We start from the raw sequence: 13,962 nt of genomic DNA, 5'->3' as shown, positions 1-13,962 counted from the left end.
GGTGGCGATTACGCGTTTTCGACGATGATGCCTTCGATGATGTTGGCCACATCTTCGCAACGGTCGGTCACCGTTTCCAGGATTTCGTAGATGGCCTTCATCTTGATCAGGTTGCGCACGTCCGGCTCGTCGCGGAACAGCTTGGACATGGCGGCGCGCATCACGTGGTCGGCGTCCGATTCCAGGCGGTCGATCTCTTCGCAGATGGCGACGATCTGGCGCGAGTTGTCCATGTTGTGCAGCAGGGCCACCGCATCCTTGACTTTCTCGGTGCAGGCCAGCACCAGTTCAGCCAGGCGCTTCGCTTCCGGGGTCACCGAGTGCAGGTCATACAGCGACACGGTCTGGCCGGCGTCTTCCATCAGGTCCAGGATGTCGTCCATCTTGGTGATCAGCTTGTGGATATCGTCGCGGTCGATCGGGGTGATGAAGGTCTTGTGCAGCAGGTCCACCGTGGCGTAGGTGATCTTGTCGGCCTGTTTCTCGATGCCTTCGATGGCGTGCACGCGGTTTTCCAGGTCGTCGAAGTTGGTCATCAGGGCCAGCATTTCCTTGGCGCCTTTGACGCACAGTTCCGCGTGCTGGTTGAACAGGTCAAAAAATTTGCCCTCGGTGGGCATCAAGCGTCCAAACATATCGTTCTCCAATCATGATTCATCGTTACTGCAGGCAGCCGCCAGGCGGCGGCCTTCAGAAAAATTGCGGGTACTGCGGGAAAGTAAAACTTAGTCGCCCTGGTAGGTCGTCAGCGCACCGCTGTAGTTGCCGAACTTGGTGTACATGCCCATCCAGGTCAAACGTATTGCGCCGATCGGGCCGTTACGCTGCTTACCGATAATGATCTCGGCCGTGCCTTTCTCGGGCGAGTCCGGGTTGTAGACCTCGTCCCGGTACAGGAAGATGATCACGTCCGCATCCTGCTCGATAGCGCCGGATTCGCGCAAGTCCGACATCACCGGGCGCTTGTTGGGACGCTGCTCCAGCGAGCGGTTCAGCTGCGACAGCGCGATGACGGGACAGTGCAGTTCCTTGGCCAGGCCCTTGAGCGAACGCGAGATTTCGGAAATCTCCGAGGCGCGGTTGTCGCCCGGCTTGCTGCCCTGCATCAGCTGCAGGTAGTCGACGATAATCAGGCCCAGCTTGCCGCACTGGCGCGACAAACGGCGCGCGCGCGCCCGCATTTCAATCGGGTTCAGCGCCGGGGTTTCGTCGATGAACACCTGGGCGTCGTTCATTTTCTGGATGGCGTTGGTCAGGCGCGGCCAGTCTTCGTCGTTCAGCTTGCCGGTCCGCAGGCGGTGCTGGTCCAGCATGCCCACCGAGCCCAGCATACGCATGGCCAGCTGGGTGCCGCCCATCTCCATCGAGAAGATCGCCACCGGCAGGCCGGCGTCCACCGCCACGTTCTCGCCGATGTTGACCGAGAACGCGGTCTTGCCCATGGACGGGCGTCCCGCCACGATGACCAGGTCGCCAGGCTGCAGGCCGGAAGTCATGCGGTCCAGGTCGATGAAGCCGGTCGGCACGCCGGTGATTTCGCTTTGATTGTCGCGGCTGTAGAGCTCATCGATCCGCTCGACCACCTGGGTCAGCAGCGGCTGCACCGCCAGCCAGCCCTGCGCGCCGCGCGCGCCCTGCTCGGCGATGGCGAAGATTTTCGATTCGGCCTCATCCAGCATCTGCTTGACCTCCTTGCCCTGCGGGCTGAAGGCCTGGCCGGAGATCTCGTCGGCGACGGTGATGAGCTGGCGCAAAATGCCGCGGTCGCGCACGATCTCGGCGTAGCGGCGGATGTTGGCAGCCGATGGCGTGTTTTGCGCCATCGCGTTCAGGTAGGCCATGCCGCCCACCTCGTCCGCCTTGCCCAGCATGGACAGCGCTTCAAACACGGTCAGCACGTCGGCCGGCTTGGAGCCGTTGATCAGGCGGACGATCTGTTCGAAGATGATGCGGTGATCATAGCGGTAGAAGTCGTCGGGATTCATGAAATCCGCGATGCGGTCGAACGCGGCATTGTCGCGCAGCAGGCCGCCGATGACGGACTGTTCTGCTTCGATGGAATGCGGCGGAATGCGGAGCGAATCTACCTGTGGATCGGAGGGGGTGTTCATGGCGCGAATTATACCTGCTTCGGTGCAAGGGCAAAAAATAAAAAAGCCGGGCAAGCCCGGCTTTTCTATATGTACAACAGTCTAGCTGTAGACTTCTCTACAACAAAACTTAGGCAGCTTCGCCAACGACAGCAACGGTCACGTCGACCACCACGTCGGTGTGCAGCGATACCGACACGGCGTGCTCGCCGGTGACTTTCAGCGGGCCGTTAGGCATGCGCACGGCAGCCTTTTCAACAGCGAAACCAGCTTTGCTCAGGGCTTCAGCGATGTCGAAGTTGGTCACGGAACCGAACAGACGGCCGTCCACGCCAGCTTTTTGCGAAACGGTCACGGTCATGCCGTTCAGTTTCTCGCCTTGGGCTTGCGCAGCAGCCAGTTTAACGGCAGCAGCTTTTTCCAGTTCAGCGCGCTTTGCTTCGAATTCAGCAACAGCGGCGGTGGTGGCGCGGCGGGCCAGCTTTTGCGGGATCAGGAAGTTACGTGCGTAGCCGTCCTTGACCTTAACCACGTCGCCCAGGTTGCCGACGTTAACAACTTTTTCCAACAGAATGATTTGCATAGTTCTCTCCAGTTTCTAATCTGACTGCGCTAATTAAGCGTGGTGCAGATCGGTGTACGGCAGCAGGGCCAGATAGCGAGCGCGCTTGATCGCGGTGTCAACTTGACGCTGGTAGTGCGCCTTGGTACCGGTCAGGCGTGCTGGCATGATCTTGCCGTTTTCCTGGACGAAATCTTTCAGCGTGTCTACGTCTTTGTAGTCCACTTGCTCAACGTTTGCAGCGGTGAAGCGGCAGAACTTCTTACGTTTGAACAGTGGGTTCTGTTGCTTGCGCTTTTCTTTCAGCTTGAGCTTGTTTTTGTCGAACTTTTTACCGAATGCCATTTTAGGCTCCTGTATCTAATAAACTAAAATCAATGATGTGAAACACCAGGCTTCTGCTATTGCGGTTTTTCTTGGCCAGGAAGCCGCTGAACTGATACACACCGCCGAGGGGCGCCGCTTCGAACCGTTTTGCAAGGTCTCCTGCTGCAAGGGCCGGGACTTCGAATTCGGTGAGGCGGGCAATGCCGGCCTCCATCTGCTGCGAACTGTGCTGCAAGACTGCAGTGACAATCGGCATGCCGGCCGGGGTGTACCTGATGGTGTCCCGTTCGGTGATGAGGGCGGTTACCTGTAGCTGGTTCAGTTCAGATCCTGGTCAATACTCAACTGGCCGGTTAGGCCGCTGCAGCTGCTTGGGCTTCGGCGCGATGGCTCTTGGCCGCGTCTTCACGTTGTACCGACTTCATCATCGGCGAAGGAGCGGTTTCCGCTTTCTTCATTTTCACGGTCAGGTGACGCAGCACGGCATCATTGAATTTGAATGCGGTTTCCAGCTCGACCAGGGTCTCGTTGTCGCACTCGATGTTCATGCAGATGTAGTGTGCTTTAGCCAGTTTCTGGATCGAGTAAGCCATTTGACGGCGGCCCCAATCTTCCACGCGATGCACGTTACCGCCGCGCGATGTCACGCTGGCTTTGTAACGTTCGATCATCGCGGGCACTTGCTCGCTTTGGTCCGGATGGACGATAAATACGATTTCATAGTGACGCATGAAAACTCCCTTAAGGACTGTGAATATAGCCCACCCCGGCGTCAAGACGGGTGTGGGAAGAGGTAAGCCCGCGACTATAGCCTGTTTCCGCTGAAAAATCAAGCAGCAGCACGCCCTGCACCGCCTTGACCCGCCGCAAAGCCGTCCGCCCCGGGGGCGCGCATGCTACAGCCCATGAACCAGCCCGCCGACGACTACGACACGCCATGGAAAAGCGCCGTCATGGGCTACTTCCGCGAATTCATGGCCTTTTTCTTCCCTCAGGCGCACGACGCCATCGACTGGCGCCAGCCGCACAGCTTCCTGGACCAGGAACTGGCGCAGGTCGTGCGCGACGCCGGCCTGGGCCGCCGCAGGTTGGACAAGCTGGTCCAGGTAGCGGGCAGAGACGGCGCAGCCGGCCTGCTCTACATCCACATTGAAATCCAGCGCAGCCGGGAAAAGGGTTTTGCCGAACGCATTTTTACCTATCACTACCGGATTTACGACCGCTTCCGCAGCCCCGTCAGCACGCTGGTGATACTGGCCGACCCGCATCCCGGCTGGCGGCCCGACAGTTACCGCTACGACATGTGCAGGTGCGAAACCAGCATCATCTTCCCTGTAGCCAAGCTGCTCGACTACTGGCCGCGCCTGGACAGGCTGCTGGCCAGCCCCAACGCGTTCGCCCTGCTCACTGCAGCCCACCTGATGACGTTGCGCACGCGCGGGCAAGATGAGCAGCGCTTCGAGTTCAAGGCCATGCTGACCGCTTTGCTTTATCAGCGGCAGTGGGATGCGCAACGCGTACTCGATCTTTTCAATGTACTAGACTGGATGATGAAGATCCCCGGCCACTTGCAGAACCAGCTGGCCTTGCGGATCGACGAACTGAACAGGAGTAATGAAATGCCATTCGAAAACCTCATGATACGCATGGCCAAGGACAAGGCACGCAAGGACGGCCTGCAGGAAGGCTGGGAGGTAGGCTTGGGCGAGGGCCGGGAACAAGGCCTGGAGCTAGGCCGTGAAGAAGGCCGGCAGGAGGGCCGCCGCGCCCTGGTCCGCAAGCTGCTGCGGTTGCGATTCGGCCCGCTTCCCCCGTCCGCCGAGCAGCGCATCGCCGTGGCGGGGACGGCCGAATTGACGGCCTTGGAGGACAAAATTCTGCAGGCGGCCAGCCTGGACGAGCTAATTCAGCCGGCAGAGTGAAAATATTTCGCGCGCTTCAACAAAATCCCTTGCATTAGCGCTCACACTGTACAAAAATACAGTCTGTCTATATCCACAGCTCTCAGAGCGAAAACGCACCATGATCAAGCTCACCGCACGCCAGGAACAAATCCTTAATCTGATCAAGGACGCCATCGACAACACCGGCTTCCCGCCCACCCGCGCCGAGATCGCCAACGAACTGGGCTTCAAGTCGGCCAACGCCGCCGAGGAACACCTGCAGGCGCTGGCGCGCAAGGGCGCCATCGAGATCGCGGCAGGCACGTCGCGCGGCATCCGCCTGCTCGGCGTGCATGCTGAAAGCGCCGCCACCAAGGTGGCGAATGCGGCCGCCGCCGCCGCGTCCAGCATGATGTCGCTGCCGCTGATCGGCCGCGTGGCTGCGGGCTCGCCCATCCTGGCGCAGGAGAACCTGGAAACCAGCTACAGCGTGGACCCCGCCCTGTTCTCCGCCAAGCCGGACTTCCTGCTCAAGGTGCGCGGCGAATCGATGCGCGACGTCGGCATCATGGACGGCGACCTGCTGGCGGTGAAAAAGGTGGACAGCGCCAAGAACGGCCAGATTGTCGTGGCCCGCATCGGCAACGAAGTGACCGTGAAGCGCTACAAGAAGACCGGCTCCACCATCGAATTGTTTCCTGAAAATCCGGATTTCAAGGTAATTACCGTCAATCCGGAAGCCGAGGAATTCGCGCTGGAAGGCCTGGCGGTCGGCCTGCTGCGCAGCTGGCACTGATGACGGGGAGCGGCATGGGCGCCTTCACACTCTACGGAAACTGCGAATCCGGCCACAGCTACAAAGTGAAGCTGGCCATGGAAGTGGCCCAGGTGCCGCACGCGTATGAAGAAATTGATCTGCGCCTGCAGCGCAGCGAGCGCCCCGAGCCCTTCCGCAGCCTGGCCAAATACGGCGAAGTGCCCTTGCTGGTGCACGACGGCCAGGCTTACGTGCAGTCGAACGCCATCCTGCTGCACCTGGCGGAGCACTTGAACAAGTTCGGTGGAGAAAGCCCGCAGCGCCTGGAGCGCGTGCGCGAATGGCTGTTCTGGGAAGCGAACCGCATCGGCTTCTCGATGGCGCACCTGCGCTATGGCCAGAAGTTCGATCCGCAGGCCTACGCCGGCACGGTGCTGCCGTGGTTCCGCAACCGTTTCAACGCCGACATCGATCGGCTGGACGATGAACTGTCCGACGGCCGCGCCTTCCTGCTCGACGACGACGTCAGCGTGGCCGATTTTTCCATCTGCGGCTATATGTACTGGCCCGAACAGGCCGGTGTGGCCTACCCGCCGCGCGTGCAGGCCTGGCTGGACCGCATCGCGGCCCTGCCCGGCTGGCGCCATCCCTACCGCATGGAAGGCGCCCAGCCCTGGTAAGGGTGGCAACCCGGCTTAGCAGGCTTCCAGCGCACAGCTGAAGTCTTCCAGCAAATCCGCGGTGTCCTCGATCCCGACCGACACGCGTATCAGCGATTCCGCAATCCCCATCGACGCACGGCGCTCCGCCCCCATCTCGTAGAAGATGGTGTGCGCCACCGGGATGATCAGCGTGCGCGTATCGCCCAGGTTGGACGCCGGAATCGCCAGCTTCAGGCGGTTCAGGAAGTCGAAGCAGTCGATGCCGTCCTTCAGTTCAAAGCTCAGCAGCGAGCCATGCGCGCGGAACAGTTCCGACGAGATGGCGTGCTGCGGGTGCGACTTCAAGCCGGGGTAGTGCACTGCCGCGACGCGCTCGTCCGCTTCCAGCAGCTCGGCCAGCGCCTTGGCGTTGGCGCAGGTGCGCTCCATGCGCAGCGCCAGCGTCTCGGCACCGACGGCAATGTGGTGCGCCGCCTCCGGCCCCAGCGAGGCGCCGAAGTCGCGCAGGCCCTTGGCGCGGATTTGCGTGATGCCCCACTGCGCCGGCGCCGCCTTCTTGTAGTTCTCGAAGATATTCGGGAACCGGGTCCAGTCGTAGGCGCCGGTATCGGTCAGGCTGCCGCCCAGCGCGTTGCCGTGGCCGCCGATCGACTTGGTCAGCGCATTGATCACCAGGCCGGCACCCACTGCCCTCGGCAGGAACAGGTAGGGCGTGGTCATCGTGTTGTCGACGATATAGAGGATGCCGCGCTCCTTGCACAGCTCGCCGATCCGCTTCAGGTCCGCCACTTGCGTGCGCGGGTTGGCGATGGTTTCGACAAACACGATGCGGGTGGTCGGCTGGAGCGCCGCCGCCACGTTGGCAACGTCGGTGGCATCGACGAAATCGACCGCCACGCCCTGCCCCGCCACGGTCTGCCACAGCGAGTTGGTGTTCCCGAACAGGAAGGACGACGAGACCACGTGGTCGCCCGCGCGCAGCAGCGCCTGGAACACGGCGCCGATGGCGCCCATGCCGGTGGCGAAGCATAACGTGGCCACGCCCTGCTCCATCTTGTTCACCTTGTCCTCCAGCGCGGAGACGGTGGGATTGCCCTGGCGGCCGTAGCGGAAGCCCGGCTCCTTGCCCTGGAACACCGAGGCCAGCTGGCGCGCATCGCCGTAGCCAAAGGCCACCGAGGTGTGCACCGGCTTGTGCAGCGAGCCGTGCTCGATGCCCTTCTGGCGGTCGTTGTGCAGGATGGTGGTGGTGAAACCGTAATTTTTCTTTTCTGTCATGATCTCGGGCTAAAAAAAAGCCCGGCGCCGTCGGGCACCGGGCTGCGACATCACCCTTCGGCGGTCGCTGCGTTCAGGTTCAGCTGGGTCCGGCCCGTGTCTTCGGCCGCAGCCGGTTTCGGGTTGTGGCGGTTGTATTCCAGCTTGTCCAGGTAGTCCGGCGACACGTCGCCGGTGACGTAGATGCCGTCAAAGCACGAGGCTTCGAACTTGGTCAGCTTCGGGTTCACGTCGGTGATGGACTGCTTCAGCGCGTCGATGTCCTGGTACACCAGGTAGTCGGCGGTGATTTCCTTGCACACTTCCTCGGTGGTGCGGCCGTAGGCGATCAGCTCGTCGCGGGTCGGCATGTCGATGCCGTACACGTTCGGGTAGATCACCGGCGGCGCTGCCGAAGCGAAAATCACCTTCTTGGCGCCGGAGTCGCGCGCCATCTGTACGATCTCGCGCGAGGTGGTGCCGCGCACGATGGAGTCGTCCACCAGCAGCACGTTCTTGCCCTTGAACTCATGCGGAATCGCATTCAGCTTCTGGCGCACGGACTTCTTGCGCGCGGCCTGGCCCGGCATGATGAAGGTGCGGCCGATGTAGCGGTTCTTGATGAAACCTTCGCGGTACTCCACGCCCAGGCGCAGCGCCAGCTGGATGGCGGCCGGACGCGAGGAATCGGGAATCGGCATCACCACGTCGATTTCACCGTCCGGGATTTCGCGCTTGATCTTGTCGGCCAGGTACTCGCCCATTTTCAGACGGGTGGCGTACACCGAGGCGCCGTCGATCACGGAGTCCGGACGGGCCAGGTAGACGAATTCGAACACGCAGGGATTGAGCTGCGGATTGTCGGCGCACTGGCGCGCGTGCAGCTTCTTGTCGGCGTCGATGAAGATCGCCTCGCCCGGCTCCACGTCGCGCACGAAGCGGAAGCCCATGCCTTCCAGCGCCACGGATTCCGAGGCGATCAGGTATTCGGTGCCCTGCTCGGTTTCGTTGATGCCCAGGCACAGCGGACGGATGCCGTTCGGGTCGCGGAAAGCCAGCAGGCCGACGCCGGCAATTTGCGCCACGGCGGCATAGCCGCCCTTGACGCGGCGGTGCAGCACGGTCACCGCCTTGAAGATGGCGTCCGGGTCCAGGTTCAGGCCGGTGGTGGCGGTCTGGATTTCATGCGCCAGCACGTTCAGCAGCACTTCCGAATCGGAGTCCGTGTTGATGTGGCGGCGGTCGTTCTTGAACATTTCCAGCTTCAGCTGTTCCCAGTTGGTCAGGTTGCCGTTGTGCGCCAGGGTGATGCCGAATGGCGCGTTGACGTAGAACGGCTGCGCTTCCTCTTCGCTGGACGAGCCCGCAGTGGGGTAGCGGCAATGGCCGATGCCGGAATTGCCTTGCAGCGAACGCATATTGCGCGTGCGGAAGACGTCACGCACCAGGCCATTGGCCTTGTGCATGGAAAACATGCTGCTGTGATTGGTCGCGATGCCCGCCGCGTCCTGGCCGCGATGCTGCAGCAGCAGCAAGGCGTCATACAGCATTTGGTTGACGGGTTGATGGGATACGACGCCGACGATGCCACACATGGTAGTGCTCCTGGACTGGTACTACGGATTTAAAGAATTCTAAAATTGCACATGCTGCGCGAAGGCAGCGGGCAGGAAAGGTTTCACGGTGCGCGCACCGGTCTCCGCGAGCGGACTCAATAGCGCGTTCTTCCAGAAATCCTGCTGCGGTATCGTGGTCATCCCGCACAATATGACGGCGGCCAGCACGATTACAAGGCCGCGCCCCAGGCCGAACAGGCCGCCCAGGCCCCGGTCCGCGAGGCTCAGGCCACCCGCCTTGATCAACGCATCGACTGCCATGCCCAGCAGCCCCATCAGGATGCGCACGCCGATGAACAACACAATGAAAGCCAGGATCAGGCGCACCACTTCGCCCGGCACCATTTCCGGCAACATCTTCGCCAGGTCGGTGCCGTAGGCGTTGGCCACCACGAAAGCGACGATCCAGCTTGCCAATGAAATCATTTCCTTGACCAGGCCGCGCATGGTGCTGATGACGACGGAAGCGATCAGCACAAAAATCACCAGGTAATCGAATAGCGTCACGTCAGCACAACATTATGTCAGGAGGTGGCCAGGGAGCTGCTCAGGCCGATCTTGCTCAGCTTGGCGCGCACTTTTTCGGCTTCCTCTTTGTTCGGGAACGGGCCGACGCGGATACGGGTCAGTGCGCCGCTGGCGGTGGTCACCTTCTGCGTAAAGGACTTGATGCCGGCTTCCTTCAGCTTGCCTTGCAGCTCGTCCACTTTCTCCTGCGTCGCCACAGCGGCCACCTGCACCAGGTATTTGGTATCGGACGGCTTGTCTTCCAGGATGGCCATGGCGCGCGCGGCGTCTTCGGTTTTCGGCTTGGGCTCGGCGTGCCTGGCGTCCGCTTCCGCCTTGGCGCGCTTGGCGTCGTGCTCGGCTTTCGCCTTGGCATCGGCCTCCGCCTTGGCGTGCTTGATTTCCTCGGCCTTGGCCTTGGCGTCGGCCTTGGCTTTGGCGTCCGCCTTGGCTTTCGCTTCGGCCTCCAGCTTGGCCTCGGCGGCGCGGCTGCTTTCCTTCAGGCTTTCCTTGACGCTGTCTTTCGGCTTGGCCGGATCGGCGTGCGGCTTCAGCTCGGTCACCTGCGGTGCCGCGGCGGGCACGGTAAGCGCGGCGACTGGCGCGGCCGGCGTGGCCGGCGTAGCAACGGCAGCCAGCTTGGCAGGCGGGGGTTCCTTGACGATTTCTTCGCTCTTGTCGAGCGCCTCGGCGGCGTCCACGCGCGACGGCTTTGCCGCCGCTACGGGCGCCGCATCGGCCGGCTTGTCCTTGGATGGAATCTGGATGGCGATATCGGACGCCAGCGGCTTGGGCTCGGAATCGAGCAGCATCGGCAGCCCGACAGCGACCGCCAGCGCCAGGGCGATGGCGCCCACCAGGCGGCGGCGCGCGCGTTTCTTTTCTGGCAAGACGGGGTCGGACGCCGTATCCTTGGCGCGGTTGCGGCGCGCGCCCTCCACGTTGCGGTCGGCCGCGCTGGCACGCTTGGATTTGGCCCGCTCCAGCGCGGCGGTGTCGGCTGCGCTGGTGTAATAGCCGCTGTCCTGGCCAGCGGCTTCCTGCTTGTTTTTACTGAGTTTCGAGAACAAGCCCATGCGTGATTTTCAATCGGTGATGTCAGTGAAGTGCGGATTTTCGCGCTGCCATGACGCCGGCAACGGTCAGGAAAGATCCGAAGACCACAATTCTATCATTCTCGCTGGCACGACTCATCGCATTTGCAAAAGCTTGTGCCGGATCGTCGAATATATGCACGGTGCGTTCGGGCCGGTCTTCCTGGATCAGCTGGACCTTGGCCGCCAGTTCCGAACCGCTGGCCGAACGCGGCGAAGGCAGCGTGGTCAGGCACCAGTGGTCCACGTGCTCGGACATGGCCTTGATCACGCCGTCGATGTCCTTGTCGTGCATGGAACCGAACACGGCGAAGGTGTAGGGGTGGTAACCCATATTGCCCAGGTTCTGGTTCAGCGCCGAGGCAGCGTGGGGATTGTGCGCCACGTCCAGAATCACGGTCGGGCGGCCTGGCAAGACCTGGAAGCGGCCCGGCAATTCCACCGTCACCAGGCCGGTGCGCACCTCCTGCGCGCCCACCGGCAGTTCCAGCTTCAGCGCCTCCAGCGCGGCCAGCACGGCCGACGCGTTCAGCAGCTGGTTGGCGCCGCGCAGGCTGGGGTAAGCCAGCGAATTGCGGCGCTGCGCGCGGCCGCCGTAGTTCCACTGCTGCTTGTCGCCGGAATAATTGAAGTCGCGGCCCATCAGCCACAGGTCGGCGCCGATGCCCTCGGCGTAGTCGATCAGCGACTTGGGCGGCACCGGGTCGCTGCAGATGGCCGGCTTGCCAGAGCGGAAAATGCCGGCCTTCTCATAGCCGATCTGCTCGCGGTTATCGCCCAGGTAATCGGTGTGGTCGATGTCCACGCTGGTGACGATGGAGACGTCGGCGTCGATCACATTGACCGCATCCAGGCGGCCGCCCAGGCCCACTTCCAGGATCGCCACGTCCAGCCCCGCGTTGGCCATCAAGTGCATGATGGCCAGGGTGGTGAACTCGAAATAGGTCAGCATGGTCTCGCCGCGCGCCGCTTCCACCACGTTGAAGCTGGCCACCAGCGCTTCGTCGCTGGCCAGGTCGCCGTTCACGCGCGCGCGCTCGTTGAAGTCCAGGAAGTGCGGCTTGATGTACAAGCCCGTCTTGTAGCCGGCGCGCAGCAGGATCGATTCCAGCATGGCGCAGGTGGAACCCTTGCCGTTGGTGCCGGCCACCATGATGACCGGGCAGCTGAAGGCCAGCGCCATGCGTTCCTTGACCGCGCGCACGCGGTCAAGGCCCATGTTGATTTCAGTGACGGCGTGGCGCGATTCGATCAGCGCCAGCCATGCGGGCAGAGTAGTCGGGAGAGTAGACATCGGGAGGGAATCCAGCAGGGCAATTGCGTAGGGCGGGTTAGCGGTAGCGTAACCCGCCAGCGTCGCCGGGACGCATGGCGGGTTACGGCATGGCCTAACCCGCCCTACGATAAAACATCACTTCTTAAGCCAGAACTTCGACAGCCTGGCTTTGCAGCAGCGCCAGCAGGCGGGCGATTTCTTCGCGCATCTTGCGGCGGTCGACGATCATGTCGACGGCGCCCTTCTGCACCAGGAACTCGGCGCGCTGGAAGCCTTCCGGCAGCTTCTCGCGCACGGTGTTCTCGATCACGCGCGGGCCGGCAAAGCCGATCAGCGCCTTCGGTTCGGCAATCACCACGTCGCCCATGAAGGCGAAGGAAGCGGACACGCCGCCCATGGTCGGATCGGTCAGCACCGAGATGAACGGCAGCTTCTTCTCGGACAGCTTGGTCAGCATGGAGGTGGTTTTCGCCATCTGCATCAGCGACAGCAAGCCTTCCTGCATGCGCGCGCCGCCGGTGGCGGTAATGCAAATGAACGGCACTTTCTGTTCCAGGGCCACCTGGGCGCCGCGCGCAAAGCGCTCGCCGACCACGGAACCCATGGAGCCGCCCATGAACTCGAACTCGAAGCACGCCACCACAACCGGCAGGCTCATGATGGCGCCGCCCATGACGATCAGCGCGTCGGTCTCGCCGGTCGCTTCCATGGCCTGCTTCAGGCGGTCAGGATATTTCTTGCTGTCCTTGAACTTCAGCGTATCGACCGGCAGCGTTTCCTGGCCGATTTCATAACGGCCGCCCGCGTCCAGCAAGCCGTCCAGGCGCTCGCGCGCGCGGATGCGCATGTGGTGGTCGCACTTGGGGCAAACGTGCAGGTTCGATTCCAGGTCGGTACGGTACAAAACGGCTTCGCAGGACGGGCATTTCACCCACAGGCCCTCGGGCATGGTCTTGCGTGCGGCAGCTTCGGAACGCTGGATGCGCGGTGGCAGCAATTTTTCCAACCAGCTCATAAATTTCTCCTAATGCACAATTCAGTGGCGGCAGTGTAGCCGTTTTAGCCGCCACTGTCGAACTTTACACTCGGACAACTTTACGCACGATCGTGAGATTTTCAGGCGTCCAGCGCGGTGCGGATGCCCGCAACGAAAGCCTGCACGGCCGCCGCCGCGCCGCCTGCCGGCGCGTTCTCGATCTCCTGGATGATGCGGCTGCCGATCACCACCGCGTCCGCCACCTCGGCCACGGCCCTGGCGGTGGCGCCATCGCGGATGCCGAAGCCGACGCCGATCGGCAGCTGCACATGCCTGCGGATGCCTTTCAGGCGTTCGGCCACTTCCACGGTGTCGATATTGCCGGCGCCGGTCACGCCCTTGAGCGACACGTAATAGCTGAAGCCGCCGCCCACCTTGGCCACCTGGGCGATGCGCTCCTCGGTCGAGGTGGGCGCCAGCAGGAAGATCAGGTCCAGGCCCGCCGCGCGCATCTGTGCGGAAAAGTCCTCGCACTCTTCCGGCGGATAGTCGACCACGATGGCGCCGTCCGCGCCCGCCTCCAGCGCGGAGGCGATGAAGGCTTGCTGGCCGATGCGCTCGATCGGGTTGGCGTAGCCCATCAGCACCACCGGCGTGGTCTGGTTGGTCTGGCGGAACTCGCGCACGTAGTTGAAGCAGTCGCGGATGCCGACGCCGAAAGCCAGCGCGCGCTCGCAGGCGCGCTGGATGACGGGGCCTTCTGCCATGGGGTCGGAGAACGGCACCCCGAGCTCCAGGATGTCGGCGCCGCCCGCCACCAGGGCGTGCATCAGCGGCACGGTTTCATCGGGGCCGGGGTCGCCTGCGGTGATAAAGGTGACCAGGGCGGTTTTTTTCTGTTCTTTCAGGGCAGCGAAAGCCGGTGCAATACGGGACATATCAGTTTCCTTATAAA

At 62.4% G+C, this 13,962-nt stretch carries 16 protein-coding genes; 3 read left to right on the top strand and 13 right to left on the bottom strand.

The features are described from left to right. Nucleotides 1–8: 8 nt before the first annotated feature. The 6 genes from ASC94_RS11365 to rpsF form a co-directional block, all read right to left on the bottom strand. Nucleotides 9–635, bottom strand: coding sequence for a DUF47 domain-containing protein (locus ASC94_RS11365; protein WP_056394474.1), 627 nt, complete (start codon nucleotides 633–635; stop codon nucleotides 9–11). Nucleotides 636–725: 90 nt separating this feature from the next. Further along, nucleotides 726–2,111, bottom strand: a complete 1,386-nt coding sequence (locus tag ASC94_RS11360; protein ID WP_056394469.1) for a replicative DNA helicase — start codon at nucleotides 2,109–2,111, stop codon at nucleotides 726–728. Nucleotides 2,112–2,220: 109 nt separating this feature from the next. Continuing rightward, nucleotides 2,221–2,673 carry a 50S ribosomal protein L9 gene (gene rplI / locus ASC94_RS11355; protein ID WP_056394466.1) on the bottom strand — a complete coding sequence of 151 codons (453 nt, stop codon included), beginning with the start codon at nucleotides 2,671–2,673 and terminating at the stop codon, nucleotides 2,221–2,223. 33 nt (nucleotides 2,674–2,706) lie between these two features. Beyond that, a complete protein-coding gene (gene rpsR, locus ASC94_RS11350) occupies nucleotides 2,707–2,997 on the bottom strand; it encodes a 30S ribosomal protein S18 (RefSeq protein WP_008450941.1) in 291 nt (96 codons plus the stop codon). Between the two features lies 1 nt (nucleotide 2,998). Beyond that, nucleotides 2,999–3,301: a primosomal replication protein N gene (gene priB, locus ASC94_RS11345; RefSeq protein ID WP_056394463.1), complete on the bottom strand. Its 303-nt coding sequence runs from the start codon at nucleotides 3,299–3,301 to the stop codon at nucleotides 2,999–3,001. Nucleotides 3,302–3,332: 31 nt separating this feature from the next. Continuing rightward, a complete protein-coding gene (rpsF, locus tag ASC94_RS11340; protein ID WP_056394461.1) occupies nucleotides 3,333–3,710 on the bottom strand; it encodes a 30S ribosomal protein S6 in 378 nt (125 codons plus the stop codon). Nucleotides 3,711–3,884: 174 nt separating this feature from the next. On the opposite strand from rpsF, the gene ASC94_RS11335 reads away from it, so the two are divergent. From ASC94_RS11335 to ASC94_RS11325, 3 genes are all read left to right on the top strand, one after another. Beyond that, nucleotides 3,885–4,901 (top strand): DUF4351 domain-containing protein, encoded by a 1,017-nt coding sequence (locus tag ASC94_RS11335; protein WP_056394459.1) that lies wholly within the window; start codon nucleotides 3,885–3,887, stop codon nucleotides 4,899–4,901. 100 nt (nucleotides 4,902–5,001) lie between these two features. Further along, entirely contained in the window at nucleotides 5,002–5,658 is a 657-nt protein-coding gene (lexA, locus tag ASC94_RS11330; RefSeq protein WP_056394455.1) for a transcriptional repressor LexA, read from the top strand. A 14-nt stretch (nucleotides 5,659–5,672) separates the two neighbouring features. After that, nucleotides 5,673–6,299, top strand: coding sequence for a glutathione S-transferase family protein (locus ASC94_RS11325; protein WP_056395036.1), 627 nt, complete (start codon nucleotides 5,673–5,675; stop codon nucleotides 6,297–6,299). A 15-nt stretch (nucleotides 6,300–6,314) separates the two neighbouring features. Here the strand turns inward: ASC94_RS11325 and ASC94_RS11320 are convergent, their stop codons facing one another. From ASC94_RS11320 to trpA, 7 genes are all read right to left on the bottom strand, one after another. Next, the gene (locus ASC94_RS11320; protein WP_056394452.1) at nucleotides 6,315–7,559 is read right to left on the bottom strand and encodes a cystathionine gamma-synthase family protein; all 1,245 of its coding nucleotides are present in this window, start codon (nucleotides 7,557–7,559) and stop codon (nucleotides 6,315–6,317) included. A gap of 50 nt (nucleotides 7,560–7,609) precedes the next feature. Further along, the gene (gene purF, locus ASC94_RS11315; protein ID WP_056394449.1) at nucleotides 7,610–9,133 is read right to left on the bottom strand and encodes an amidophosphoribosyltransferase; all 1,524 of its coding nucleotides are present in this window, start codon (nucleotides 9,131–9,133) and stop codon (nucleotides 7,610–7,612) included. Between the two features lie 39 nt (nucleotides 9,134–9,172). Beyond that, nucleotides 9,173–9,661, bottom strand: a complete 489-nt coding sequence (locus tag ASC94_RS11310) for a CvpA family protein (protein WP_056394446.1) — start codon at nucleotides 9,659–9,661, stop codon at nucleotides 9,173–9,175. A gap of 17 nt (nucleotides 9,662–9,678) precedes the next feature. Further along, nucleotides 9,679–10,737, bottom strand: coding sequence for an SPOR domain-containing protein (locus ASC94_RS11305; RefSeq protein ID WP_056394445.1), 1,059 nt, complete (start codon nucleotides 10,735–10,737; stop codon nucleotides 9,679–9,681). A gap of 22 nt (nucleotides 10,738–10,759) precedes the next feature. Beyond that, the gene (folC, locus tag ASC94_RS11300) at nucleotides 10,760–12,049 is read right to left on the bottom strand and encodes a bifunctional tetrahydrofolate synthase/dihydrofolate synthase (protein ID WP_056394443.1); all 1,290 of its coding nucleotides are present in this window, start codon (nucleotides 12,047–12,049) and stop codon (nucleotides 10,760–10,762) included. Nucleotides 12,050–12,173: 124 nt separating this feature from the next. Beyond that, nucleotides 12,174–13,046: an acetyl-CoA carboxylase, carboxyltransferase subunit beta gene (gene accD / locus ASC94_RS11295; protein ID WP_056394440.1), complete on the bottom strand. Its 873-nt coding sequence runs from the start codon at nucleotides 13,044–13,046 to the stop codon at nucleotides 12,174–12,176. A gap of 101 nt (nucleotides 13,047–13,147) precedes the next feature. Beyond that, entirely contained in the window at nucleotides 13,148–13,945 is a 798-nt protein-coding gene (gene trpA, locus ASC94_RS11290; protein ID WP_056394437.1) for a tryptophan synthase subunit alpha, read from the bottom strand. Between the last annotated feature and the right edge of the window lie 17 nt (nucleotides 13,946–13,962).

Source organism: Massilia sp. Root418 (assembly GCF_001425265.1).
GTDB lineage: Bacteria > Pseudomonadota > Gammaproteobacteria > Burkholderiales > Burkholderiaceae_D > Rugamonas.
The sequence above is the reverse complement of the archived record's forward strand: the minus strand, read 5'-3'. Positions and strand labels throughout refer to the sequence as shown.

Bases quoted from the DNA above. Each gene is read 5' to 3' on its own strand.
- rplI (WP_056394466.1), bottom strand. From the start codon at position 2,673: ATGCAAATCATTCTGTTGGAAAAAGTTGTTAACGTCGGCAACCTGGGC.
- ASC94_RS11320 (WP_056394452.1), bottom strand. From the start codon at position 7,559: ATGACAGAAAAGAAAAATTACGGTTTCACCACCACCATCCTGCACAAC.
- rpsF (WP_056394461.1), bottom strand. From the start codon at position 3,710: ATGCGTCACTATGAAATCGTATTTATCGTCCATCCGGACCAAAGCGAG.
- folC (WP_056394443.1), bottom strand. From the start codon at position 12,049: ATGTCTACTCTCCCGACTACTCTGCCCGCATGGCTGGCGCTGATCGAA.
- lexA (WP_056394455.1), top strand. From the start codon at position 5,002: ATGATCAAGCTCACCGCACGCCAGGAACAAATCCTTAATCTGATCAAG.
- purF (WP_056394449.1), bottom strand. From the start codon at position 9,133: ATGTGTGGCATCGTCGGCGTCGTATCCCATCAACCCGTCAACCAAATG.
- ASC94_RS11325 (WP_056395036.1), top strand. From the start codon at position 5,673: ATGGGCGCCTTCACACTCTACGGAAACTGCGAATCCGGCCACAGCTAC.
- ASC94_RS11335 (WP_056394459.1), top strand. From the start codon at position 3,885: ATGAACCAGCCCGCCGACGACTACGACACGCCATGGAAAAGCGCCGTC.
- accD (WP_056394440.1), bottom strand. From the start codon at position 13,046: ATGAGCTGGTTGGAAAAATTGCTGCCACCGCGCATCCAGCGTTCCGAA.
- ASC94_RS11305 (WP_056394445.1), bottom strand. From the start codon at position 10,737: ATGGGCTTGTTCTCGAAACTCAGTAAAAACAAGCAGGAAGCCGCTGGC.
- trpA (WP_056394437.1), bottom strand. From the start codon at position 13,945: ATGTCCCGTATTGCACCGGCTTTCGCTGCCCTGAAAGAACAGAAAAAA.
- rpsR (WP_008450941.1), bottom strand. From the start codon at position 2,997: ATGGCATTCGGTAAAAAGTTCGACAAAAACAAGCTCAAGCTGAAAGAA.
- ASC94_RS11365 (WP_056394474.1), bottom strand. From the start codon at position 635: ATGTTTGGACGCTTGATGCCCACCGAGGGCAAATTTTTTGACCTGTTC.
- ASC94_RS11360 (WP_056394469.1), bottom strand. From the start codon at position 2,111: ATGAACACCCCCTCCGATCCACAGGTAGATTCGCTCCGCATTCCGCCG.